28 protein-coding genes and 1 riboswitch are annotated in these 25,477 nt (G+C 36.6%); of the genes, 5 read left to right on the top strand and 23 right to left on the bottom strand.

Annotation, left to right across the window (positions count from 1 at the left end; all coding sequences use genetic code 11):
- From sleB to QFZ31_RS30095, 10 genes are all read right to left on the bottom strand, one after another.
- Window positions 1-894, bottom strand: coding sequence for a spore cortex-lytic enzyme (sleB, locus tag QFZ31_RS30140; protein WP_307310385.1), 894 nt, complete (start codon window positions 892-894; stop codon window positions 1-3).
- An 89-nt stretch (window positions 895-983) separates the two neighbouring features.
- The gene (prsW, locus tag QFZ31_RS30135) at window positions 984-1,673 is read right to left on the bottom strand and encodes a glutamic-type intramembrane protease PrsW (protein WP_307310381.1); all 690 of its coding nucleotides are present in this window, start codon (window positions 1,671-1,673) and stop codon (window positions 984-986) included.
- Window positions 1,674-1,768: 95 nt separating this feature from the next.
- Window positions 1,769-2,725, bottom strand: coding sequence for an asparaginase (locus QFZ31_RS30130; RefSeq protein WP_307310378.1), 957 nt, complete (start codon window positions 2,723-2,725; stop codon window positions 1,769-1,771).
- Window positions 2,726-2,733: 8 nt separating this feature from the next.
- Window positions 2,734-3,705, bottom strand: coding sequence for a YpdA family putative bacillithiol disulfide reductase (locus QFZ31_RS30125; RefSeq protein ID WP_307310377.1), 972 nt, complete (start codon window positions 3,703-3,705; stop codon window positions 2,734-2,736).
- 87 nt (window positions 3,706-3,792) lie between these two features.
- Window positions 3,793-5,070, bottom strand: coding sequence for a Glu/Leu/Phe/Val family dehydrogenase (locus QFZ31_RS30120; RefSeq protein ID WP_179596449.1), 1,278 nt, complete (start codon window positions 5,068-5,070; stop codon window positions 3,793-3,795).
- Between the two features lie 208 nt (window positions 5,071-5,278).
- Entirely contained in the window at window positions 5,279-5,860 is a 582-nt protein-coding gene (locus QFZ31_RS30115) for a genetic competence negative regulator (protein WP_307310374.1), read from the bottom strand.
- 71 nt (window positions 5,861-5,931) lie between these two features.
- Window positions 5,932-6,843, bottom strand: a complete 912-nt coding sequence (locus QFZ31_RS30110) for a MerR family transcriptional regulator (RefSeq protein ID WP_307310370.1) — start codon at window positions 6,841-6,843, stop codon at window positions 5,932-5,934.
- 44 nt (window positions 6,844-6,887) lie between these two features.
- Complete coding sequence (locus QFZ31_RS30105) at window positions 6,888-7,655, bottom strand: metallophosphoesterase (protein WP_307310368.1); 768 nt, start codon at window positions 7,653-7,655, stop codon at window positions 6,888-6,890.
- Window positions 7,656-7,728: 73 nt separating this feature from the next.
- Complete coding sequence (locus tag QFZ31_RS30100; RefSeq protein ID WP_307310366.1) at window positions 7,729-7,971, bottom strand: hypothetical protein; 243 nt, start codon at window positions 7,969-7,971, stop codon at window positions 7,729-7,731.
- Between the two features lie 57 nt (window positions 7,972-8,028).
- Complete coding sequence (locus QFZ31_RS30095) at window positions 8,029-8,661, bottom strand: HPP family protein (RefSeq protein WP_307310363.1); 633 nt, start codon at window positions 8,659-8,661, stop codon at window positions 8,029-8,031.
- 141 nt (window positions 8,662-8,802) lie between these two features.
- Here QFZ31_RS30095 and QFZ31_RS30090 point away from each other — a divergent pair, with 141 nt between their 5' ends.
- From QFZ31_RS30090 to QFZ31_RS30080, 3 genes are all read left to right on the top strand, one after another.
- Entirely contained in the window at window positions 8,803-9,033 is a 231-nt protein-coding gene (locus QFZ31_RS30090; protein ID WP_179596461.1) for a spore coat associated protein CotJA, read from the top strand.
- The gene (locus QFZ31_RS30085; RefSeq protein WP_307310360.1) at window positions 9,030-9,290 is read left to right on the top strand and encodes a spore coat protein CotJB; all 261 of its coding nucleotides are present in this window, start codon (window positions 9,030-9,032) and stop codon (window positions 9,288-9,290) included. Before QFZ31_RS30090 ends, QFZ31_RS30085 begins: the two co-directional genes overlap by 4 nt.
- Before the next feature lie 74 nt (window positions 9,291-9,364).
- A complete protein-coding gene (locus QFZ31_RS30080) occupies window positions 9,365-9,934 on the top strand; it encodes a manganese catalase family protein (RefSeq protein WP_179596466.1) in 570 nt (189 codons plus the stop codon).
- 33 nt (window positions 9,935-9,967) lie between these two features.
- Here the strand turns inward: QFZ31_RS30080 and QFZ31_RS30075 are convergent, their stop codons facing one another.
- The 5 genes from QFZ31_RS30075 to QFZ31_RS30055 all read right to left on the bottom strand — a co-directional run bounded on the left by QFZ31_RS30075 (window position 9,968) and on the right by QFZ31_RS30055 (window position 14,302).
- Window positions 9,968-10,423 carry a DUF2663 family protein gene (locus tag QFZ31_RS30075; RefSeq protein WP_307310356.1) on the bottom strand — a complete coding sequence of 152 codons (456 nt, stop codon included), beginning with the start codon at window positions 10,421-10,423 and terminating at the stop codon, window positions 9,968-9,970.
- 88 nt (window positions 10,424-10,511) lie between these two features.
- Window positions 10,512-11,159, bottom strand: coding sequence for a LysM peptidoglycan-binding domain-containing protein (locus QFZ31_RS30070; protein WP_307310353.1), 648 nt, complete (start codon window positions 11,157-11,159; stop codon window positions 10,512-10,514).
- Complete coding sequence (locus QFZ31_RS30065; RefSeq protein WP_307310350.1) at window positions 11,152-11,760, bottom strand: CPBP family intramembrane glutamic endopeptidase; 609 nt, start codon at window positions 11,758-11,760, stop codon at window positions 11,152-11,154. The genes QFZ31_RS30070 and QFZ31_RS30065 overlap by 8 nt, the downstream gene beginning before the upstream one ends.
- Window positions 11,757-13,265, bottom strand: coding sequence for a RecQ family ATP-dependent DNA helicase (locus QFZ31_RS30060; protein ID WP_307310347.1), 1,509 nt, complete (start codon window positions 13,263-13,265; stop codon window positions 11,757-11,759). The genes QFZ31_RS30065 and QFZ31_RS30060 overlap by 4 nt, the downstream gene beginning before the upstream one ends.
- Complete coding sequence (locus QFZ31_RS30055) at window positions 13,265-14,302, bottom strand: helix-turn-helix domain-containing protein (RefSeq protein WP_307310345.1); 1,038 nt, start codon at window positions 14,300-14,302, stop codon at window positions 13,265-13,267. Before QFZ31_RS30055 ends, QFZ31_RS30060 begins: the two co-directional genes overlap by 1 nt.
- A 235-nt stretch (window positions 14,303-14,537) precedes the next feature.
- Here QFZ31_RS30055 and QFZ31_RS30050 point away from each other — a divergent pair, with 235 nt between their 5' ends.
- Entirely contained in the window at window positions 14,538-14,786 is a 249-nt protein-coding gene (locus QFZ31_RS30050) for a ferredoxin (protein ID WP_306073531.1), read from the top strand.
- Between the two features lie 174 nt (window positions 14,787-14,960).
- Window positions 14,961-16,141, top strand: a protein-coding gene (locus QFZ31_RS30045) for an IS3 family transposase (protein WP_307299975.1) whose coding sequence is annotated in 2 segments (ribosomal slippage) — window positions 14,961-15,249 and window positions 15,249-16,141 — 1,182 coding nt in all. Because the reading frame shifts where the segments join, the coding sequence is not laid out codon by codon here.
- 56 nt (window positions 16,142-16,197) lie between these two features.
- Here QFZ31_RS30045 and QFZ31_RS30040 read toward each other — a convergent pair.
- The 8 genes from QFZ31_RS30040 to QFZ31_RS30005 form a co-directional block, all read right to left on the bottom strand.
- Window positions 16,198-16,755 (bottom strand): ECF transporter S component, encoded by a 558-nt coding sequence (locus QFZ31_RS30040; protein WP_307311855.1) that lies wholly within the window; start codon window positions 16,753-16,755, stop codon window positions 16,198-16,200.
- A gap of 175 nt (window positions 16,756-16,930) precedes the next feature.
- Window positions 16,931-17,063: riboswitch (FMN riboswitch) on the bottom strand.
- 90 nt (window positions 17,064-17,153) lie between these two features.
- Window positions 17,154-17,876: a peptidoglycan DD-metalloendopeptidase family protein gene (locus tag QFZ31_RS30035; protein ID WP_307310340.1), complete on the bottom strand. Its 723-nt coding sequence runs from the start codon at window positions 17,874-17,876 to the stop codon at window positions 17,154-17,156.
- Window positions 17,877-18,092: 216 nt separating this feature from the next.
- The gene (locus QFZ31_RS30030) at window positions 18,093-19,259 is read right to left on the bottom strand and encodes a hypothetical protein (RefSeq protein WP_307310336.1); all 1,167 of its coding nucleotides are present in this window, start codon (window positions 19,257-19,259) and stop codon (window positions 18,093-18,095) included.
- Window positions 19,234-19,806: an RNA polymerase sigma factor SigX gene (sigX, locus tag QFZ31_RS30025; protein WP_307310334.1), complete on the bottom strand. Its 573-nt coding sequence runs from the start codon at window positions 19,804-19,806 to the stop codon at window positions 19,234-19,236. Before sigX ends, QFZ31_RS30030 begins: the two co-directional genes overlap by 26 nt.
- A gap of 166 nt (window positions 19,807-19,972) precedes the next feature.
- Window positions 19,973-21,754: an ATP-binding protein gene (locus QFZ31_RS30020; protein ID WP_307310331.1), complete on the bottom strand. Its 1,782-nt coding sequence runs from the start codon at window positions 21,752-21,754 to the stop codon at window positions 19,973-19,975.
- Entirely contained in the window at window positions 21,751-22,467 is a 717-nt protein-coding gene (locus QFZ31_RS30015; protein WP_307310328.1) for a response regulator transcription factor, read from the bottom strand. The genes QFZ31_RS30020 and QFZ31_RS30015 overlap by 4 nt, the downstream gene beginning before the upstream one ends.
- A 173-nt stretch (window positions 22,468-22,640) precedes the next feature.
- Complete coding sequence (gene ccsB / locus QFZ31_RS30010; protein ID WP_307310325.1) at window positions 22,641-23,825, bottom strand: c-type cytochrome biogenesis protein CcsB; 1,185 nt, start codon at window positions 23,823-23,825, stop codon at window positions 22,641-22,643.
- Window positions 23,826-25,457: a cytochrome c biogenesis protein ResB gene (locus QFZ31_RS30005; protein WP_307310322.1), complete on the bottom strand. Its 1,632-nt coding sequence runs from the start codon at window positions 25,455-25,457 to the stop codon at window positions 23,826-23,828.
- Window positions 25,458-25,477: the final 20 nt, after the last annotated feature.

The following is a 25,477-nucleotide window of genomic DNA, read 5'->3' as shown; positions in this document are numbered from 1 at the left end:
CTATTCACAAAAAATATGTTTCCCAATTCGTTTTATTTGTGGTCGTGACCAAATCCACTTGCTCGTAGCTGTTGCAGGATTAAAATAATAAAGGGCATTCCCAGTAGGATCAATACCATTAATTGCATCTAAAACTGCTTTTTTTGCTGTTTCATTCGGAGTAAGCCAAATTTGCCCATCAGCAACTGCAGTAAAAGCACCAGGTTCGAAAATAACTCCTGATACAGTGTTAGGAAAAGATACGCTATTTACCCTATTAAGGATAACGGCAGCTACTGCTACTTGACCTGTGTATGGTTCACCCCTCGATTCTCCATAAACAGCATTTGCCATTAGTTGTATATCATTACTTGAGAATCCACCTGGAGTATTAGCTGCAGTTGGTTTAGATGGTGCTGCTTTTGGAGCAGGTGCAGCCGGTTTTGGACTAGCCTTTTTAGCTGGTGCTTTAACAGCAGGTGTTTGGGCAGGAGTTTTAGCCGGTGCTTTTGGCTGTGGCGCACTCTGCTTTTTTTGGTCTACTCCACCGTAATGTGTAAATTTATTGCCTTTATTGATTTGTTCCTTTACAAATTGTTTGTTATATTTACTTGCCTTGACCAATTTTGCCTTTGTTTCTGTACCTGCTAAACCATCGATTGGTAATCCGAACTCATACTGGAAATTCCTTAATGCCCAGTAGGTGCTCCAGCCGAACACTCCATCAATTTTCTTATTGTAAAAACCCAAATACTGAAGTCTAGATTGAAGCTCGATAACATCATCTCCAACCGAACCTTGTTGGATAACTTGATTAGAGAATGCAAATACCCTGTTGCTCTCTAGAAATGTAAATGGCATTATACAAAGGAAGAATAAGAGTGGAATAATCAATTTCACGATTTTCTTCTTCATGGTAAAGTAACCCCCAGTTGTAAATCTTTTTAGATGTAAACCTATTTTTTGTCTTAATGGAAAATTTATTCAAAAAAAATCCCCTTCATTTAAGAATGAAAGGAATTTTGAGTTGAATATTGTTTTTTCTTATGGTTAGTCGTTAGTATTCTTGCAATCTTAACCTTCCTTAAACCAAACCACCAAAGGAAGATCATAAAAGGCAAAATAATATATAGCCAGTTTTCTTGTGAAATTAAAATGTAATCATATAATCCATGAAGAATGAATGGCAAGAATAAGGAGATTATTACCCATTTTGCCTTTTTTCCTTCTGTAAATTTTGCTTTACCAATATAAAATCCCATAATGACTCCGAATAGAGCATGGCTAGATACAGGGAGAAGTGCCCGCGTCATGGCATGTTCGATTCCATTGGCAATCAAATAAAAAATATTTTCTACTGTCGCAAAACCAAGTGATACTGCCACCCCATATACAATACCATCGAATGGCTCATCTAACTCAACGTGCTGGTAAATTGCATAGAAAAGGACAAACCATTTGAAAAATTCTTCCAGAAGGCTCGAGGAAAGGAATGCTTCAATGAATCCAGATTTAATTATATTCTCTGTATGAAGTACATGCTGAATAAACATTATGGGAAACACTAGCAGAGCACCAAACATAAATGTTCTTAAAACTACTGATATAGGCTCTGACTCATATTCATCTTTTAAATAAAAATAACTTAATAAGGCCAGTCCGGGGGCAATACCGGCTGATAATATTCCCAGCATGGTTAATCCTCATTTCAAATCAATTCGTTACTTTAATCCTAACATGATATTGTGATTAATTAAATGAAAGATTATATCCATTTAGTAATTGCCGTTTAAAAATTTATTTTCTTTAGTCCGCTGGCTAGTGCTACTGCTAATTTTATTCTAGCTTTTTTAGAATCATTATCACTGCCAAGGATTACACCCTTATTGTAAAGGTCATAGGCACTGCCTTTATAGTCATAAGTCGTATACACCGAACCTTCTTCAGCACTTGTTGTGATTACTAAGACGATTCCCTCTGAAAGTGATTTTTCTATTTCCTCCATCATTTGTGGTGCTACTTGACCACGTCCAACACCTTCAAGAATGATTCCTTTTACCCCTGATTCTCTCGCAGCCTTAATAAATTTACCATCAGCACCGATATAACATTTTACGATATCTACCTGAGGAATAGGTGATTGAATAGAAAAATATTCTCTTTTTATTGGCTTTTGAAAGATATGTACTGCATCATTATCGATAATTCCAAGATAACCAAATCCAAAAACGTTAAAACCTTGGATATTAGACGCGTGTTCTTTTTTTACATATCGGGCAGCAAATATTCGTTCATTGAACACGACAACTGCACCTGCATTCAATAAATCCGTTGAACAGGCTGAATAAATAGCGTGCCTCAGATTAATGAAGACATCACTACCTAAATCCTCTGGAGAGCGTTGCGAGCCAGTGATTACAACCGGTCTCGGGTCCCTGATAGTTAAATCAAGAAAATAGGCGGTTTCCTCCATGGTATCTGTACCGTGAGTAACAACAACTCCCGAAACCCCTTCATCCTCAAAATACTTTTCAATTTTATTTTTTAATGCGACTAAATCTTCAAAAGTAATATGAATGCTGGCCTTTTGAAATACTGATTCCACAATGACTTCAATGTCGGTAGGAAGATTACACATTGCGGCAAGTTCTTCACCGGTTAATTCGCCCGAAGCTAATTTTCCAGAATCCTTATTGGGTTTACTTGCAATGGTACCTCCTGTTGTTAACAAAACTACCTTTTTCATAAAATGCTTCACCCCATAACTTGTTTTTCTTTAATAGATCGAGCAATGAGACCCCCGTGGAACCTGCCATTTTCAATAAATATTTCATTCGCATTATTCCCAGCTGCAATGACTCCTGCAATATAAACTCCTTCAATGTTTGTCTCCATAGAATCAGGATTAAACAACGGTCTTCCTGTTTCTTCGTCAATTTTTATCCCCATTCCTTTTAAAAACTTGTGGTCTGGACGATATCCTGTCATTGCAAAAACAAAATCATTGTATATGGTCTTTTCTTCTCCATCCTTATTATACCGTACCTGGTCTTCCGTTATTTCATTCACATGAGCATCAAATTCCATTTTAATGATTCCATTTCGTACCAATGCCTCAAATTCTGGGAGAATCCACGGCTTTATGCTCGGTGAATATTCTTTACCACGGTATAAAACGGTTACTCTCGCACCCGCTTTTACCAGTTCAAGAGCCGCATCCACACTAGAGTTTTTTCCGCCTATAACACATACATCTTTATCAAAATAAGGATGCGCTTCTTTAAAATAATGAGACACCTTCGGCAAATCTTCCCCAGTGACATTCATGTAATTTGGATGGTCATAGTATCCTGTAGCAATTACAACATATGGGGCATGATAGGTTTGTTTGTCTGTAATAATATGAAAAACTTCTTCTTCTTTTAAAACTTTTAGTACTTGTTCAAACGAGTTGATGCGCAGTTGTTTCCTCTTTACTACATCCCGATAGTAAACAAGGGCTTGATTTCTTTTTGGCTTATAACTTTCAGTAATAAATGGTACATCACCGATTTCTAGCTTTTCGCTGGTACTAAAAAATGTTTGATGGGTTGGATAATGGTAGATAGCATTTACAATATTCCCTTTTTCAATAATAAGTGGGTTTAGCCCAATTTCTTTAAAGGCTATGGCTGCTGCTAAGCCGCATGGTCCACCACCGACAATAATAATATCTTCTAATTGCAAATTGATCACCTCAATTTATTATTCCATAAAAAAACTCCTACCGTCATATGATAGGAGTTTTTCCAATATGTTTCAATAGTAATGCTTTTAAATCCAACCTCTAAATCGGCTCGCTTCGGCCATTTTACGTACACCGACCATGTATGCAGCCAGACGCATATCTACACGTCGAGTTTGTGCTGTTTCATAAATATTGTTAAATGATTTGACCATTACTTTTTCGAGTTTTTCTTCTACTTCTTCTTCAGACCAGTAATAACCTTGGTTATTCTGAACCCATTCGAAGTAGGATACCGTAACGCCGCCAGCAGAAGCAAGTACATCCGGAACTAATAAAACACCACGCTCTGTTAATATTTCTGTTGCCTCTAATGTTGTTGGTCCATTAGCAGCTTCGACAACGATTCCCGCACGAATATTATGTGCATTATCTGCTGTAATCTGATTTTCTATGGCAGCAGGTACGAGAATATCGCACTCGAGTTCGAGTAGTTCCTTATTCGAGATTGTGTTATTAAATAATTTTGTAACGGTACCAAAACTATCACGACGATCTAGAAGATAGTCAATATCGAGTCCATCCGGATCATATAAGGCACCATATGCATCGGAAATACCTACAACCTTTGCGCCTGCATCATGCATGAATTTTGATAAATAGCTTCCTGCATTACCAAAGCCTTGAATAACAACCCTTGCACCCTCAATTTCGATACCTTTTCTTTTAGCTGCCTCACGAATACAAATGGTCACGCCCTTAGCAGTAGCAGATTCACGACCGTGAGATCCTCCTAGAACCAGCGGCTTACCAGTAATGAAACCCGGAGAGTTAAATTCATCTATACGACTATACTCGTCCATCATCCAAGCCATAATTTGGGAATTTGTAAACACATCCGGTGCAGGAATATCTTTAGTAGGACCAACGATTTGACTAATCGCTCGTACATACCCACGACTTAATCTTTCAAGTTCTCTAAATGACATATCACGCGGGTCACAAATAATTCCGCCTTTTCCTCCGCCATATGGAAGGTCAACAATTCCACATTTTAAGCTCATCCAAATGGACAGGGCCTTGACTTCAGTTTCGGATACATTGGGATGAAACCTAATCCCACCCTTTGTTGGACCGACAGCGTCATTGTGCTGCGCACGGTAGCCCGTAAATATTTTTATTGAACCGTCATCCATTCTTATTGGAATTTTAACTGTCATCATACGTAACGGCTCTTTTAAGAGCTCATACACTTCTTCAGGATAACCTAACTTTTCAAGAGCTTTATGTATAACAGTCTGTGTTGAAGTTAATACATTATTTTCTTCCTCTTGATTAGTTTTTTCATTACTATTTTCGGCTACCATTTGTAAACCTCCTAAAAATCACTTTAACAAATGTTGTCGCTTTCAGACACAAGTATACACGTTTAAATGATTTATGCAAGATGAAAAATTCACAATTCATTATTATTGAGTCATTTTTTGCAAGCGCAATCATCCCCGTTGAACTAGGGTTTTTACCAAAGCAAATAGGAGCGGCGGACTCCTATATAAGTTCCACAAAGTATCAAAATTATTTAAAATATTTTCGAATGGTTTCCACCGCTTTATCTTCAATAATTTGATTTCCATATTCTTCAAGTACATGTGTACTAAGAATAGATGGATTACCGTACTCAGATAAAAATGCTGCAATTTTTTCTACTATAGCAGTATCAATGATATTCATATTTAAGTAATATCGATTGTTATAAGAATATAAACTGCCTCCATTTACGTTTAAGACAAACAATCTGTGAGAGAGTGAAATAACATCTTCTATACTTTCGAATTGATACAGCAGGTTTTCACAGCCTTCAACTCTTACTTGCATCTCCACAAAGCCATCTAATAATATTTCTTCATCTTCAATATTATCGTCAACCGTTATGATCATAATCATTCCTTGAGCTTGCAAGGAGAAAATTTCAACTGCAACAGAACCCTGTATCTCAACATCAAATTCTTCACTTGCCTCCTCCAGCATGTCGTGGAAAAGTTGATGCCATTTTATAGAATCCTTCCATATATCATCTTTGGAAAGTCCCCTTTCCATTAAATCATCAGAGGTTAAAAAAATTTTTATCTTATTGACTGTTAAGCGTTCTAAGCGCATGCTCTTTTGCCCCCTGCCATGACATAACTCTTAACCCTAGTGTATGTCAATGGCTTTGGTTGGTGCTTTGTCTAGTTTACCATCCTCTCCAATAGCCACATTTCCCACTCATTAATGGTTTGTCCAAGAATATTGGATGAATATTGACTTTTATCAAATGGCTTCATCGCAGATATTGACTTACCCCCAACTCCAACGATAAGGTCCTTATAATTCACCGATAAGTGATCAACTAGCAAAAGTACTTCTTTTAACTCGTCCTGGATTTCACAACAGATGATAACTAAATCAGGATGAATCATATCCATTATTTGATCATTCTCATCTTCTGAACTAACTTTACCTATATTTATTACTTGAATACCCCGTTTTCTTAAATAAAAAGTAAACATTAACAGTTCCGTATTATCCCTTTCATCCGACCAATTGATACAAACCGCTTTGTTCTGCTGTACATTAATAGGACAACTGTGAAGAATTAACGAGATCCTGTCTTTAATGAGCGATGAGGAAAAATACTTCTGTGCAGGTAATATATTCCCGTCCCTGAAATTATCCTCTATTTTCTTTAGAATCTGACTAAAGATATCAATGATTACTTTTTCCATTGTGAAGATACTAAACATTTTATTAATAATTTCATTTATCCTCTCATGCTCAAAGTGAATTAAGGCTTCATACAGTGAGTCTGTCATACCGATTAGTGGATTATCCTGCTTTAGGTTTAAGGCTTCTGAATCCATCTGCGATTGATTGTGCCCCAGTAAGGAGATAGCCTGGCTAATGGTAAATCCCTGATTAACCTTCTTTATTAACCACTTTAATATTTTGATATGCTCTTCTGTATATAATCGATGTCCTGCTTCATTTCTAACAGGAGCAATCATTTGATATCGTCTTTCCCATGCTCTTAACGTTCCTGGCTGAATCCCCAGTATTAACGCAGCCGCTTTAATATTATATTTACCCTCTTGGTCCGCCATCCTAATTCCTCCGATAATTACCCAGCCATACTTGAGAAAATCAACTAACCTTTTTTAATGGTAATTAAATGACATTGTGCAGGAGCCCCTAGCCTTAACGGAACCCCTGTTGTGCCGTAGCCATTACTAATTAATAATGTTGTATTATCTAATTTTTCTACTTTTCCTTTTTTAAATGGGCTGTACCCCAAAATATGTATTTGTCCTCCATGAGTATGCCCGCTCAATACGAGACGTATATTATGTTCAGGTAATATTTTATCTATGATGTCCGGGTAGTGACTAGCCAATATTTTAAAGCTTTTATCCTCCGCGTCTAACAACGCTAAATCTAATCTGTCTCGCCCTTGACCTACTTCATCAACACCAAGTAAAGATAATTTTTCACCATTTTTAGATTCAAAAATAGCTGCAGTATTATCCAAAACTTTTATTCCAGAATCCAACAGAATGGCGTCCAATTTACGAAAGTCGGTTTCATAATCATTATTACCCCAAACAAAATATACTGGACCTACCTGTTTTAATTTCTCAAGGTTTTGCTTAACCCTTTCGAAAGGAACCTTTTTCTCCGTTAAATCCCCGCCAATTATTACAATATCAGATTTCCCTTTAACTGCATTGATAATTTCATCCGAAATAAGGCGCTTATGTATATCAGAGATAAAAAATATTGATACCGCACCAAACGACTCTGGAAAATCTTCAAAGGTCATTACATGCGTTACTACATGATTTAGGAACGCTTCTTTTACCATATATAAGATTAGAGCTATTCCCAGAATTATAAGTAATCCAAGTATAATAATCATCCATTTCCCCTTTTTCCATTCTAAAAATGTTCTATGGAAATCATACCATAAAGAAAACTAAAACTAAAAAGGACTAATGCTTACCCCGCCTTTTCTTTACTGCCTTTATCGTAAGTTGTAGGATTTCTTTTAATAGTTGTATACTAATGACTACTCCTAAGAATAAAGCTAATGAGGCAGCAAAAAATTCCAACGGATAAATAATCGGTCCGACCAAAATATCAGAAAAATGAAATGGATCTGTAATTGGAAACCATTCATTAAATAAATATCCACACAAAATAATAAAAAATAACCGCCAGATTATCCTCAACACAAAAATCCCTCCCATACATTGTATGAGAAGGATTCCATTTCTTTCCGGTACAATTTACTAATCTTCCTGAATACTTAATATCCGGAAACCTTGCTCTTCTAGCTTCTTTGTAAACCGATCAATATTATCTTTCTTTTCAACTTTCATAACAATTCTTCGGACTAATTTATCTGTCTCATCAAACGTTACAAGTGAAATAATATGTTCATGGAAGTGATGGGCAATTTCAGAAAGACGGGCGATTCGACCTTCTGTTTCTACCGATGCAAAGGCAATCCTTACCCCAGGACGATTTACACCGAAAGCGCTCTGAAAAGTGGAAAGTACATCTGACCGTGTCACAACCCCTAGAAATTTACGATTTATATCAACTACAGCCAATAAGGGAAAGTCTTTTAAATCAAGGAGTGTCTTTTCAAAAACTTCTTCGCCCAATAAGAACTTTTCTTGGTGCGTAGCGATTTCTTTTACAGTGACACTGCTTAAATATTCATCCTTCTGCCTTCCAGATAAAAAGTAGCTTTCATAGATATTGTATCGTGTAACTACTCCTAAATACTTTTCTCCTTGTAAGACTGGTACACCATCAATCTGATTCCTCTCTAATTGTTCTAATGCAGCACCCAATGTCGTATCTTCCTGTACTGTCACACAAGCATGATTTGGAATCATCATATTTTTTACAAACACTTTCCATCACCTCTAAGTAATATCCTACCCTCCTATTATACTTAAACAAAACATTGAATTATCCTTTTTATTTCAAGTATTATGTCATGAATCACAAAGAATTACATATTTATTATTGATGTTTACTAAGGGAGGGAGACAATGTTTACACATTATAAATCATACTGTCCCGTCGTCAGTCCGTTTGACCCCTGCAAACCAATACCTGAAAAAGTATATTCGACTCCGCCGAATCTTTATATCGGTTTTCAACCTCCAAATCTTCCACAATTCACACCACTTGAGGCATTAAAAGCAGGAACACTATGGAAACCATTTTATGACCCTTACTTCAACCCTTTTGAGAAAGCGAAGGGGGGATTGCCACGATGAAACAAATTCCGGCCGAATATTATCAGATACTAGAGCAGCTTCAAGCAGTAGACTTTGTTTTAGTTGAATTACAATTGTATTTAGATACTCATCCGGACGATCTTGAAGCTATTAAGCAATTTAATCATTATGCAAAAGAAAGAAAAACGTTAAAAAAGGCTTTTGAAAGCCAATTTGGACCCCTTCAGCAGTTTGGTAACAGCTATTCCGGACACCCATGGAATTGGAACGATCCTCCATGGCCTTGGCAGGTTTAAAAGCTGCAGCACCTAGTCCCTAGGCGCTGCAGCTAGATACTAATCTAATTTTATACAGGGAGGGAATGTTGTCCATGTGGATATACGAAAAAAAGCTTCAATATCCAGTGCGTGTTAGTACTTGTAATCCAACATTAGCAAAATATTTAATTGAGCAATACGGGGGTGCAGATGGCGAACTATCGGCCGCTTTAAGATATTTAAACCAACGATATTCCATACCTGATAAAGTAATTGGTTTATTAACAGATATAGGGACAGAGGAATTCGCACACCTCGAAATGATTGCTACTATGATATATAAGCTCACCAAAGACGCTACGCCAGAAATGATGAAGGCTGCTGGTTTAGGTGACCATTATTCCAACCATGATAATGCATTATTTTACCATAATGCGGCAGGTGTCCCGTGGACAGCTTCCTATATACAAGCCAAAGGAGATCCGATTGCAGACCTTTACGAAGATATTGCGGCGGAAGAAAAAGCCAGGGCCACATATCAATGGATTATTAATCTAAGCGATGACCCAGATCTTAATGATGGTCTTAGATTCCTGCGCGAACGTGAGATTGTTCATTCACAGCGTTTCCGTGAAGCAGTAGAAATATTAAAAGACGAACAAGGTAAAAAGAAGTTTTTTTAAAAATAGCAGAAAGAAGCAGTTTGACGCTGCTTCTTATTTTTTTTCGTGATAAAGATTAATGTCGTAGGTTCTTTTCATCACCTCAAAATCGAGATGGCGATTTTTCCAATGATCTTCTTTCTTCCAAAGATCCTTGCTGCGATTTACGATTTCGCACCTTAATTCCTGGTATTCTTTTTCCTTTTTATCTTTCTGCTGTCTTAAAACATTCATTGCTCCGTATAGAATTGCAGTAATGGCAAACAAACTAATATTTATGGCGTCACTAACAGAGGCTGAAAACATTGCAAAGAAAGAATAAGAGTATTGTTTTGCGATCATAAAATAGAAATAACTAAAAAATAGGAATGCAAAAAGAAGCATAGAATAAATCGTTAAATAATGCCATCTCTTGGCTGTATCAAACTTAATTTTCCTTTTGCGTACGTTTTCCAGCATTTGTTTCGTTGCCTCATCAGTATACTCCAGTGAACGGATTGGTTTATCCATACTATCAACCACCTCAGTTAAATAAATATGAACTTGTCCGTTAAAATATGAAAAATTACATAAAAAAAACCGATCAAAAAATGATCGGCTACTTATTTAATGGAATTTTTAGAACTTGACCTAAATAAATTTCATTACCTTTCATGTTATTCGCTTTTCGAATAATATCCTCTCCAGCTTTTGAATGGTAATATTTCAGAGAAATTCGATAAAGATTTTCTCCCGATTTAACTGTATGATAAATGACTTGAGGTGCAGGTTCAACATTTTTATCAGTGCCTTGTCCGCTAATAGGTGTTGGTGCAGGAGCTGGACTCACAATTGGAGTATCCTGGCTGATGGACTTTTGAACTTCGACAGTCTCTTGATCATCCTCCACAGGAGCGATTTCTTTTTCCTCTGCTTCGGTTTCAACGGTACTTTCAGTTTCAGATTTTTCAAAGTTAATGACTTCATATCCGGAAGAGTCGCCGGTGACTTTCTCAGTCTTGCTGCCCTTTCCCTCCTCAAGATAGGAGTAAGCACTAAAAATAACGATAGGAAGAAGAATAAAAAATAGTACCAGGATACGAATTACCGGATATTTTATCTTCAATTTCGTTTTCTTTCTTTTTTCCCTATGGATTTGTTCTCTAGGAGGTAATTGGTCACGAACCTCAGTTGTTTCTTCATTAATTTTTTCAATTCGCCGTTTTAGCCGTTCCGCCTGGCTTCTAAAAGGTTCTTCTTTATTCATGAAGTAGCCCCTCCTGTTCATCAACATCTATGGTGTGTTTATATTTAATATATAGCCCTAATAAAAAATCAATTGTAAAATGCATGATCATCGTAAGAGCTAAATTGTTACTCCATTCATAAACGGAGCCAATAAAAAAACTAAGGATGACAATATTAGAAAATAAAAACCAATTAAAAAGGTATCGATAATGTATGATTGCAAAAATAAGACTTGCAAGAATTAATCCAACCTTCGTTTGGATTACCCCACGAAAAAGCAGCTCTTCACTGAATGCAACTAATGCTGCAATCCACGCTATATGGAGCACACTTCTATTCTTAAAAATTCTTTCGTTCAAACCTCCATCGTCATAAAAAGACTTAGGGAGTAATTTCATTAATATAATATCTACAATGACTACAGCTGCACCTGCTGAAACGCCAATTAACAAAATTCTCACATCAGAAAAATCAATACTTCGCAAATATGAAAAGTGATCAAATAATAGAATGCCTAAAATAAAAGTAATGCCAAGCAGTACGATTTGGGTCAAATATAGATGAGAGAGCAGTTCTTTATCAGTTAATCCTTTAATTAGTTCATTATATTTATTTTTCATTTACTCATCTCACCATTTAGTAGAATATTTGCTAGATAATCCTTCCAAGTTTCATCCTTAACAGGATAGCTTTGAATGCCAGCTTGTGCGTGGTATTGTTCAAACTGAATTCCACAAACATCGCAGCAATTCTGATTTCTTCCTTTACCTGGCTCTTCGTCAAAATAATCTAGAATTAATTCTCTTCTACACGATTCGGATTTAATCCACTTCTTTAAATAATGTATACTGCCCTTTTTAACCTTTAATCTATCATTAACAAAATCCTTTAAGCCCTGTTTTAAATGTTCTAGAGAGTAAATTTCTAGAGGCTTTTTTATAAAATCCTGAATTATACGCCACTGAACCTCTGAGAACCCCCCATCTTCTCTTAAATGTTGATTCATTTCAAGAAAATGGTCAATCAGATTTTCTTCCTTGGGAAAATATGAAAATAGCCAGTCAATTTGCAGCTCTGACGGCAATTCACTTTCCGCCAGCTGTACAGGAAGCTGTTCATCTCCTGGAGAATATAGTAAAATCGCAATACTTTCCTCACCATCGCGTCCAGCTCTACCAATCTCCTGCAGGTAGGATTCCATTTGCATTGGCATATGGTAATGAATAACAAATCGAATATTTTCCTTATTAACTCCCATGCCAAAAGCACTCGTTGCACAGATTACATCCAGTTGCCCATGAATAAATTGTTGTTGTATTAAGATTCTTTGTTCCTGGTCTAAGCCTCCATGGTAAGCCATGGCTCTTGATATCCCTTTCTCCGCTAATAGCGAAGCCATTTGTTCAGCAATTTTCTTACTTGAAAAATAAATGATTCCTGGTTTCTGAAGTTGACACACTAATTCTAACAATCGTGATTGTTTATCATAATAGTTAGGTACTTCTTCAATATAAAAGACGATATTAGGTCTGTCTATCGTTGATTCAATCTTGGTATAATTCTGTAAGTCGAGAGATTGAATAATATCCTCTCTTACTTTTTTGGTCGCCGTTGCTGTTAAAGCGAGAGTTAGGGGATTCCCCAATTGCTTCCGGTATTCTCCTAACTTCGAATATTCTGGGCGAAAGTCGAAGCCCCACTGTGAAATACAATGTGCCTCATCTACTACAAATAATGATACAGAAAGCGCCTGTAATCTTTTCATTATAATAGGTAAGCTTAACATCTCGGGCGAGACGAAAATATATTTGTATTTTGTTAAATTACGTAATACATAGCCTCTCTTCTCAGCGTCAAGGAAAGAATTCAATGCAATGACCCTTTTCTCTCCAAATTTCATTAATTGTTCCACCTGGTCCTGCATTAAGGATAACAGAGGGGAAATGATTATAATTTGACCATCCAGACAATATCCAGGGAGTTGGTAGCATAAGGACTTACCAGTGCCTGTTGGGAGCATTGCAATCGTGTGGTTTCCTCCTAGCAGAGAAGAAATAACTTCCTTTTGCCCCGTTTTAAAGGTTTTGTATCCAAAATACTTATTCAGAAGATTTTCTAATTCCATTATCTATCACCATACTTTGCAAGAACGAGTCTGATTTGAAAGTAGGAAGCTGTTTTTAGTGTGTTCCTAATTACCTTTAACTGCCTAGTAGATTCTCGCTTTGAAATTTCTAGAATCTGATGCTGAATTTCTTCATTTACATACGAGTTAATGGAAAAATCCTTAACATTCAAAGCAAACTCTACAAGGTGGTCTTCAATCGTACTTATTTTTAAATTCCGAATGCTTGCGATTTCCTCCGCAGTAAATCCTTGATTGAGAAGTACAAGGGTTTTACGAGCCGAAAGTGTTAAAGAATCGTTTTGGTCTAAATTAGCAAGCAGCGATGATAATACTTTAAATCGAGAAGGATCATTTTCAACAAAATGAAGTAAACAATGAATTGTATTAATAAATTCCAGATGAATCTGTAATGAATCGATATTTAATTTTTTCGCAATTTGAGAAGATGTCAACCCAATCTGCTTGTATCCAGTTAATCGAAATATTAAAACCTTTGGATTTACATCTCTGGCAAGTTCAAGAATTTCAACCAATTCCGAAAAAAGGGATCTTCCAAGCTCTTGCTTTGGTACAGAGGTAGACTTTAGAAACCCCTTTAACCAGTTATGAACATCAACATTTTTTTGAATTGGGATATATTTGGTTTCATGGAATGTAAAATTTGAAGTTACTTGTACTAACAGCGAGAGTCTTTCCCAAACTAATAAGGTAAAGGGTTGATATCGCCATCCATTCACATAATATGGCTGTTCATTATTTAATAAATAATCTTCCCCAGCTGAGGTAAGTAGAAATCTTTGTTCCCCACATGGTTCAACCAGTTTATTTTCAAGTAACTTGTTGAAAATCTCATCAAAGGATTCACGCGTTAACGGTTCAAGAATCCGAAAGTACCTTTTTAGTGAAAATAAATGTGCATCCTGAAGTGTTTGTGATGATTTTTTTCCATTTAACAGATGATAGATGGAATAAATTGTTCGTTCACCATTTAATTGTTTTAAACAATATAACAAAATGTTTTCAATTCTACACATTTCTTTCCACCACTTTTTGTTCATAATCGACAAAATCACCTATTTTTCTATCCTCTATTCTATCATGAAACGGCGTATCGTGTTGCTAAAAATTGTGGAAGATTAGGGGAATCCATTTTCTATATAGCATTTTTCTATTGAAAAGTTACTCACAGAGTTTTACAATAGGAATGAGTAATGCGTTTCCATTATATATGGAAGGTAGTAAGTTATTTTATTGGGAGGTTTTTTTTTCATGGCAAAGTATACGATTGTTGACAAAGAAACTTGCATTGCATGCGGAGCATGTGGCGCAGCAGCACCAGACATTTACGATTATGATGATGAGGGTATTGCATTTGTAACTCTTGATGATAATGAGGGTATTGTTGAAATCCCTGATGTTTTAATTGATGATATGATGGATGCTTTCGAAGGCTGTCCAACAGATTCAATTAAAGTTGCTGATGAACCATTTGAAGGCAACGCAACTAAATTCGAATAATATTTTGTCATTAAAATATTGTTAAGCTGCTTCCCCTGCCTAATGGCGGGGGTTATTTATTTTTTAAAAAATAAAAAAACCAGGCTGCTGATATTATCCCCTTTAAGTAGACAGTGTAAAAAAACCACAATAGTTATTGTCGGTGGTACACTTATACTTGGAGGGGATTTTTCAATGGCTAAAAAGGGACAAGAATTTAAGAGTTATACTGATGAATTTAAGATACAAGCAGTTATGAAGTATATCAATGGAAATAAAAGTTATGCGGTTTTAGCTGAAGAACTTGGCATTAAAAATTGTACTCAACTTAAAGTTTGGGTTAGGAAGTGGAAAGATGGGGAACAGTTTGATACAAGAGTTGGAGCTACTAATCCATTCAAAGGTAGGCCACGAACCATATTTAAATCCGTCGAAGAAGAAAGAGATTATTTGAAAGCGCAGGTGGATTATTTAAAAAAGCAGTATCCAAATCTGGTAAAGGAGGAGAGGAAATCACTCAACAAATCAAATATGAGATCATTGATGAATTAAAAGATACCCATCGTATTACCTGGTTGTTAGAGATCGCTTATGTTAAGCCAGCTAGTTACTATAAGTGGAGGGCTACTCAGAAAGATAGAGCAGAAAGAGCCAAACAAGATCAGGATATAAGAGAACACATGATGGGGATTCATTTACTTCATCCTGAATTTGGATACCCTCGTATGACCACTTGGTTAAATGAAAACGATTATTCAATTAATCATAAAAAGGTATACCGTCTTATGAAGGAAATGGAAATTCAAGCTATCATACGCAAAAAGAGGAAACGACATGGACACACACCTTCTGTGATACAACCTAATCGTCTTAATAGAAAATTCGAGGCATTAGCTCCTAATCAAAAGATGGTTACGGATATTACATACGTTTCGGATGGTAAGCAATTTTATTATTTATCGGTCATTCAAGACTTGTTTAATAATGAAGTTGTAGCATGGGAGTTATCAAGAAGAAATGATCTTGAACTTGTCTTAAATACTGTTTCTCAATGGACAAGCAAAAAAGACGTAGCTGAAGCCGTTGTACATTCAGATCAAGGCTTTCAGTATACGTCTAAGCTATACAACAAACGACTAGAAGAATACGGCGTAAAGGGCAGCCACTCTCGCAAAGGAAACTGCCTGGATAACGCCTGCATCGAATCCTTCTTTTCGCACCTTAAAACAGAGAAGTTGTATATAGAACAGTGTAAAACAGAAGATGAGATTAGACAAGCAATCGAAGATTACATCTACCACTATAATTACAAACGTTTTCAGAAGAAACTAAACCAACGCGCGCCAGTTGAATACCGACACGCGTTAGTCGCATAGTTTTTTTAAGCTGTCTACTTGACAGGGGTAAGACCATGCACCTGGTTTCTTTTTAATTAAGCACTCTTTACGATTGTTAATTTATTAATCCATGACTGCATCCGAAGGAATAACAGCATAAATATTGAAGACATAATTAAACCTTTTATGATATTAAATGGTAAGATAGCTGGTACGACTAAATTACGCATGTCAGGGAACTGCAAGAGCGAAGTATACGCCGGTAAAATAAACAAGTAATTTAAAACGCTCATCATTATCGCCATAATAAGTGTTCCAACAATGAGTGCAAGCGTCATTCCTTTTCTGGTTTTCATTTTGTTGTAAACATAGAAAGTAGGCAACACAAACAAAATACCAGCTAAAAAATTGGCAATATGCCCAACCGGAATTCCAGTTGTACTTCCAGTAGCTAAATAATTAAGCGCATTTTTGAAAAACTCGACTAAAATTCCTGCAACAGGTCCAAAAATTAAAGCTGCGATTAATGCTGGGATATCGCTAAAATCGATAAATAAGAAATTTGGGAATGGCGGGAGCGGGAAGTTTATCAGCATTAAAAGATATGCGATACTGCTCAGCATTCCGATTGATACAATTGCTTTGACACTCATTTTTTTCTTCAATTTTTCCTCTCTCCTTTTGATCCATCAAGTTAGGAAGAGAGGTTCAGCAGCTTTTAAGGTGTCCCAGTAAAATAAAAAACCTCAAGAATATATCTTGAGGGAGTTTACAAAGGCACTCTTAATAAACGTTCAATATACCAGCGTTTTTAGAACGTCGCAGAACCTCCATCTTCTCCCATCCAGACTATACTGTCGGCATTGGAATCACACCAAATCCTGCCATAAAGGCTCGCGGGCTCAAGAGTTTTTACTCTAATACCGCCGATCGGGAATTTCACCCTGCCCCGAAGATAGATCGATATTTAATTTCTTGTTAATTATACTAATAATAATTAATTTTGAAAAGAAAAAAGCGCTAACCGATTGTGACGGTTAGCGCTAAATATTTAGTTCTGGATTACTAAAACCTGTTCAGGCAAGATGAGGTCTGATTTTAACTGGTTGACTTCTTTTAGTTTTGCAACTGATAGGTTGCTTTTTAGAGCAATGGATGATAAGGTGTCTCCTGCTTGTACAATATAATGGGCACTGTGACCTTTCACGTTTGTACTAGCTGTTAGACTTTCAGAAGTTCCTTCCATTCCACCTTTAACTGCCACACCTACCTCAGCATTCCCAAGCAGTCTTTCAGGATCAATAGCATTTTTCTTATCATACGTCCATTCAATTTGATGACTCTCAAAATGGAGATGAACACCAGTGGATTCACCCGTTCTCCCCATTGTTCCAATTCTATCACCCTGTTTAATCTCTTGTCCCTCATTTACAAGTCGATTATTTAAGTGAGCATATACAGTAACAAAATTATTTGGGTGATTAATAAAGACCACATTCCCATACGTTTTCGAATAATAGGATTTACCTACTACGCCATCCTCTACAGCCACTATAGGTGAGTTAAGACTCCCAGCTATATCAATTCCTTTATGTGTTCCATGCCTTGTCCCATATGTATCAGATACGACACCATCCGTGGGCCATATCCATCCAGCTCTTATTTCTTGTGAATCCTGCATACTCGCTTCCGTCTGTTTACCTCCTAAAAATAATAAACTGACACAAAGCGCCATAATTGCGGCGATTAAAAGCCGCCTTATGTAGTCTCGCATTTAATTTTTTTCCTCCTTAATCTTGTCCTCTCCTACACAAACCATATGTTAACCTAAACAAGTTTAGAACATATTGTTTGATGAGACGGTCGAACATACTTGTTATAATTTGGAGACAAATGGTTTTTTATACACAAATAAATAGAAAAGTGGAAGGCGCCTGGAACTAGACAAAAAAAAGATTAACCATGTTATGGTCAATCTCTTTAACTTTTTTTATTGGATTTGACGAAGATTTGGCGCTAGTGGAACCTTCATTTCTTTCGTTAAGTCAAATGGTCCCAACAGCTGAATCGGAGCATTTACTATCGTTATCGTATCTATCCCAAACTCCTTAGCAGTTAGTAAAATAGCCTCAAAGGAGTTCACGGTTTCCTGGCTATTCTCCATTGCTGCCTTTTCATCCAGGGTGATGATTAACTTATTTTCTTTGGCTGTAACATCCTTAATCGGGAAGGATGGTATTAATGAGGCTTTTAGAGCTTGCTCTTGTTGATCGGTCTTCATTGCTTCCAAAGCAGCGTTAATATCTTGATACGTATCAGTCGAAGGGACGAGGTAGGTGGTATCCATCCCATCAGGTTTATAAAAGAAATAGGCGTGTTTTCCTTCTGGTTTTACTTCTATCTCTTCCAATACCCCATAATTACCAAGTTCTACACCCGGCTGACCATCGGTTTTTAACATAATTTTATTAACGTTACTGTTTGAAGCTATATTATTCTTAAGAGTAGTGATAAAATTAATTTCAGCTGTAGAACCTTGCCCATAAGGATGATTTTTAGGTAAGTCAACTATGACTGTATTCTTAGTTTCATCCAATTCGAACTTGGCATTTAAAGGATAATAATCAGCAAGTCCCCATTCCTCTTCATTAAATAATTCCATTGATTCTGTAAATATAGTTAACCAATTCTTATTATTATCTGGTGTAACAACAATGGATATAGGTACTAGATTTTGTGCCTGCGAATCAGGAATCCAATACGTGATTACAGTTCCATCACCCGCTTCATCATCATATAAAGCGTTTTTATTGATTTCGGTTATCCGCATTTCAGGTTCAGAACCTGATTTACTATCCTCTTTCATCAAAAGCGATGAGTGATCATCAGACTGGCTCATTTTTGCTTCACTTGATGATTCTTCTTGTTTTGCACTATCAAAAGAATTTTGTGTTCCATTCAACATTTTAGGAACTAATAAGAAGAATAAGAGTAAGGCAGCTGCAGCTGCAAAACCTGGAATGAGCCACGCCGGTCTTTTTCTCTTCTTTATAGAAAGATTTTGGTATATGTCACGAGGATTGCGATTGTCATGTATTTTGGGCATTTGCCTTAGTAATTCTTCGAGCTGCTTATCGCTCCACTCTGACTTTTTCACTTTCTAATCCCTCCTTTTCATTAAACATTTCCATATACTTCTTTAAAACCTTTAATGCGCGGTGTTGTGTTGTTTTCACTTTACTCTCTGTCCACCCCAAGGTTTCGGCAGTTTCGGTAATCGATAAATCATTTAAGAAACGTAATACGACAACAGACCGTTGATCTACCGTACAATGCTCTAGACACTGATAAATCCATTTAACTTCTTCTTTATGGACCATAATTTCGTCTGGAATTGGGTATTCATCTTTTACTTGGTTGGAAGTCCAATCAAACTTTTCAAGCAGTCTGCCCTTCCATCCCTTTTGCTTTCGAAATGAATCGATTGCGACATTCCGTGCGATAGAAAAAAGCCACGTTTTCTCGCTGCTCTTTCCTTGAAAACGATGATAGGATTTAAACACCCTGATATATACTTCTTGTACTAAATCCTCTGCCTGTTCCTTGTTCCTTACCATATAAAATAAAAATTGAAAAACGTCATGATGATATTTTTGATATAGTTCATCGAAAACGGAGTCCATTCCATTCCCCTCCCCGTTCATTGAATTAGTCGATACTTATGTACAAAAAGTTACATATTTTAAATATAGACTTTTTAGGTCAAAAAGTGAAGGCATGTTACAGAAACGATAAAAAAACAAAAAACTCATCAGTAAAAGATGAGTTTTAATTGTTTCCCGTGAATCAAGAGAAATCGCCATTTTTTTCTTATTTTCGTGGAAGTAAAAAGGTAAATGTCGTTCCTTGTCCTATTTTACTTTGTACGGAGATATGCCCTCGGTGTGCATCAATAATATTTTTTGCTATAGCAAGTCCCAGCCCAGTACCGGCTCTTCCTCTAGTACGTGCTTTATCTGCTTTATAAAAACGTTCAAAAACGAATGGTAAATCTTCTTCCGGTATTCCTGAACCTGAGTCTGACACTTCTACTTTTATGCCAAAATCATCCTTTTTTACAAGTAATCTAACTGATCCGCCCTGAGGAGTATGTCTGATAGCATTATCAATTAAATTGGTCAGCACTTGTTCAATACGATCAGGGTCAAATAATATATTTGGTATATCATGTTCTAGGTCAGCACTTAAATGGATATCATTATCTCTAGCAAGCCCTTGAAATTTATGAACAATTCTATTCATAAACGAATGAAGGTTAACCTCATCAAGTGTTAATTGAATATGCCCTGCTTCCATTCTAGCGAGGTCAAGCAACTCATTAACAAGTCTGCCCATCCTTAATGATTCATCATAGATGACTTTAGCCATCTCTTTTTTCTCTTCCTGAGATTCCGCAATGTCATCCACAATCGCTTCACTATAGCCCTGTAACATCGAAATTGGTGTTCGAAGCTCGTGAGAAACATTTGCAATGAAGTCTTTTCTCATTTTTTCTAGTACCCGTTCCTCTGTCATATCTCTAAGTACAGCTACTGCTCCCCGAATAAATCGGTTGCTATAAAGAGGGCTGACCAGAATGACCCAATGGCGGCCTTGAAGAGAAATTTCCCCTACTTGTTCTTTCTCTGTATCAACAGCTCGTTGAAAAAGTTTCATTGCCTCAGTCGGTATTTCCCCAGAAGTGTTTCCAGGACCACCATTTTCATAGTACCAATATTGCAAAAAGCGGTCTGCTGGAGGATTGGTTATCAAGATCGTTCCATCACGGTTAAAGGTTATTACACCATCTGCCATACTACTTAGGATACTAGCAAGCTGCTCTTTTTCTTGGCTAAGGGCATTCATATTGAACTTTAATTGCCGGCCCATTTGGTTAAAAGCTGTAGCAAGCTCACCAATTTCATCATGCGTTAGGATCGGTACTTTGGTATCAAATTTACCTCTTGCTACTTCGAATGCTGCTTCTCTCATTTTCCTTAATGGTGCTGTAATCCTGGTAGATAAGAAGAAAGCAAAAATAGTTGTTAGGATAATTGCAACACCAGCAACAAGTAGTATAAAATTAGTTGTTGAATGAGTAGTTTCTTCAACTACCTCCAATGATTGATAAATAAAAACAGCACCATTTTGTCCATCATCTATGTGCAGCGGAACACCAATGATCGAATATTTTGCACTGTCTTGTTTTAATTCATTAGAAGTAAGCCTTGAGACTTTTTCAACTGTTCTGTTTTCCTCAAATACTTTCGACAATTCAACATCATTTCGGATGTCTGGAACCGATAACTTTACTGATTTCTCCGAGTTTGGAGAGATATAGACTTCCTGGTCATTTTTAATGATAACCACATTTGTAACTTCATCAATAATTTCCCAAGAGATTTCTAACCCTAAAGGTAATTGCTCATCAGGATGATTTTCCAATACTTTAGCTATTTTCTCAGCCTGATGAGTTAAATCATTTTTGGTTTCCATAATGGTGTTATTTTCAAAAAACTCAAGGAGCATTACAGTTAAGATGAAAAGGATAAAAGCCACCAAAAATATGATGGTAAACCAGAGTTTACCAACTACACTTCGTAAAAAGGTCATTCATTAACTACCTCAAATTTGTAACCAACTCCCCAAACTGTAAGAATCATTCTTGCTGCCTGCTCAGAGACTTTATTTAACTTTTCACGAAGACGCTTAACATGTGTGTCAACCGTTCTCAAATCACCAAAGAATTCGTAATGCCAAACTTCTTTCAGTAATTGCTCGCGATCAAAAACCTTATCAGGTGATTTAGCAAGGAAATAAAGTAATTCATATTCTTTTGGAGTTAAACTTACCTCTTTACCATCAGCAAGAACACGATGGGCATCATTGTCAATCGTTAAATGTGGGAACACAATAACATCCTTTGTTGTTGTATCTGTTTGCAGATAACTAGTTTGAGATGACCTTCTTAATAGTGCCTTTACTCGTAGTACTACTTCTCTAGGGCTGAATGGTTTAACAATGTAGTCGTCTGTTCCCACTTCAAAGCCCTGGACACGATTAACCTCTTCACCTTTTGCTGTTAGCATGATAACAGGTGTAGCCTTCTTTTCCCTTAATTCTCGGCAAACCTCTAAACCATCTTTGCCAGGCATCATTAAGTCTAAAAGGATTACATCATAATCATTTGCAATCGCTTTCGTTAAGGCTTCATTCCCATCCTCTGCTTCATCAATCGTATAATCCTCACGCTCTAAATACATTTTTAATAAACGGCGAATTCTTTCCTCGTCATCTACTACTAAAATTTTAACGTCTTTATCCATTAATTATCCCCCCATGCAGTTATTTTACAAAATGTGACTATTTTAATCTATAACTAAACGTAATTGTCTCTTCAAATAGTGTCGAATTTATGACAGAAAACTAATTTTTAACTTATTATTTGAAAAATAACCTTTACTTGGAAAAAGTAAAGGTTATAAAATTTAATTCTTTATTATCCCGCATAACTATGGAGTCCTGCGATAACTAGGTTTACTGCAACCAAGTTAAACATGATAATGACAAAACCAATTACGGCAAGCCATGCTGACTTTTCACCATGCCAACCTTTTGAAAGACGAAGGTGTAAAAAGGCTGCGTAGAATAACCACGTAATTAACGCCCAAACCTCTTTAGGATCCCAGCCCCAGAATCTCGTCCAGGCAATTTGTGCCCAAATCATCGCGAAAATCAATGCCCCTAAGGTAAATACAGGGAAACCAATTAGTACTGAACGATAGCTGATTTCATCAACAAAATCCAGGTTAATATTTTTAACTAAAGGTTGAAGTGCAGCAGAGATACGTTTTCTTAGTATTAATCTTATTAACCCATAGAGAATAAATCCTCCAATAAATGACCAAATAACAGAGTTCATTTTTTTCGCATTTATTAATGCAGGCATTTCAACTAGAGGTTCAAATTTCCCTTTTGTTAGGAGTTCTCCTTCATTAGGACCCGTAATGGCTGGCATGGTATATTCCATTGTCACTGCTTGGTCATTCTTATCAACCCAATTAAATTCTGCTTTGTAATCCAAGCTAGAGAATAATGTGGAAACTAGAACAAACCCTAGTGTAGTTACTAACGCAAACATCACCGTTTCGAGCCAAAAAGTTCTTTTGCTCGGTGTCGATTGATCAATTACCTTTACTAGATAAATCAATCCCGCCGCAAAGCTAATTGCTAAAATCGCTTCACCTAAGGCTGCCGTTGTAACGTGGATATGAAGCCAGTCACTTTGCAACGCTGGTATTAATGGCGAAATATCTCTAGGAAACATGCTTGCATAAGCAATAACAAGAATCGCAACCGGCATAGTAAACAACCCAAGGAGCGGTGTCCGATAAATATAATAAATGACTATGAATGCACCAACGAGACACATTCCAAAAAAGGTTGTAAACTCAAATAGATTACTTACAGGTGCATGCCCAGCAGCAATCCATCTTGTAATAAAATATCCCACCTGAGAAATAAAACCAACGATTGTTAAAAAAACGGCAATTTTTCCCCAGCGATTTGTACCTTTTTTTTCTTCTATATCTTTTTTAGCCTTGATGGCTCCACCAAAGAAGAGGGTCGCAACTAAATAAAGGACAAATGCAATATAAAGTAAATTACTACTTATTGTTACCAACTAGACTCCCTCCTTATCCACTTTTTCATTTTGAATCTGATCAGCAGGTATATTAATTTTTGTTTCTGATAATACACTTTCAATTTCTCTTTTGATGCCATACCAATTTTTATTGGTATGTGCAGCAATCCAGATCTCGCCATTTTTGTTTTGTACCCAAATTCTGCGATGGTTCCAATACGCGCCTTGGATGACACCAATCATGAAGAGAATACCACCTAAAATAATAATCCAGATCGTTAAGTCTTTTCGAACTGTTAAGGCAGTGACATTTTTAGTTTCGATTCCTTTGAACGCCATTTTGTATTGATTATCACCTAATGGCTCAATGGTTTGTTGAATCGCAACAAAGCTTGTTTCCCCATTTGGTACTTCCGGTGATGTCATTTTGAACACAAAGGCAGGATTATTAGGTATCCTTGATTTTGTTGTCGGTTCCCCGTTTTCTGCAAATTCAAAGTCTGGGAAAAAACTTAATACTTCAACATGATATCCATTTCCCAGTTCATATTTCGGCTTTGGATCGTAAAGATTTATTTTTATGTCTCCAAAGGTTTCCCCGCTAGTTTTGTTTGTCAAAGAGAAAGACATTGTATTAAGTTCATCGAGTTTGTAGTCTACTTGATACAAAGCAAACTTTTCAAATTTCAATGGTTGATTGACTTTGATTTTGTGTTCTTTAACTTTTACTAATTCTGGCTTTTCACCTGGAATAGCTGGGCCTACTCTTTTATAAAGTACTGCGTTTGTCTGATAATTTTTCACTACCATACCAGCACGGTCAATCGCAGCTTCAAAGGTTTTGTCCTTTTCTTTATCATAATTCTCCAGAATAAACTTTTCGTTTGCTACATAATATTGTCCATCTGTTTCAGGGACAACCTTGGTTTCACCTTCACGCAGCCATAACACTTTATCAATGTACATACCTGGAACAAATCGTAGCATTCCTCCGATTAAGAAAACAATTAATCCCACATGGTTCACATATGGACCCCAACGAGAAAATCGCCCCTTTTCAGCAAGCAAGTCCCCGTTTTCTTCTCGTACATGGTATCGTTTTTCCCTTAATCGTTGTTTAACAGCTTCGATGTCTCTGCCATCAACGTTCTCGCTGATACCAAAGAGACGCTGGCGCTTTAGGAAGCCCTCATGCCTTGTTACTCTTTGGGCCTTAAGTGCCTTATATAATGGCACAACCCTGTCTAAACTACAAATGACAAGAGAAATACCGATCATTGCAATTAATACTAAATACCACCATGAACTGTACAAATTATTAAAGCCTATCTCATAGTATAATTTACCAAACCAACCATACTGATCTTCGTAATATTCTTCTGCCGGCATAGTAGGTGGTATGTACATTTCCTGTGGAAGAATCGTCCCAGCTGCAGAAGCAATTAAGGTGATGATGATGAGCCACACACCTACCTTAACGGAAGAAAAAAAGTTCCATATCTTATCAACAATGGATTTATTATATGTTTGTGAACGGCGAGCACTGCCTTCATAACGCATATCCAGAAGAGATTTATCTTTTGATTGTTCATCAAAAACCTTTCCGCATGCTTCACACAATACGGTTCCATGTGGATTTACATGTCCGCATTCACATTTAACATCTTTCATTGCAAAAAACTCCCTACAAA

It is taken from the genome of Neobacillus niacini (assembly GCF_030817595.1).
In the GTDB taxonomy this organism is placed as follows: Bacteria; Bacillota; Bacilli; order Bacillales; family Cytobacillaceae; genus Neobacillus; species Neobacillus niacini_G.
The sequence above is the reverse complement of the archived record's forward strand: the minus strand, read 5'-3'. Positions and strand labels throughout refer to the sequence as shown.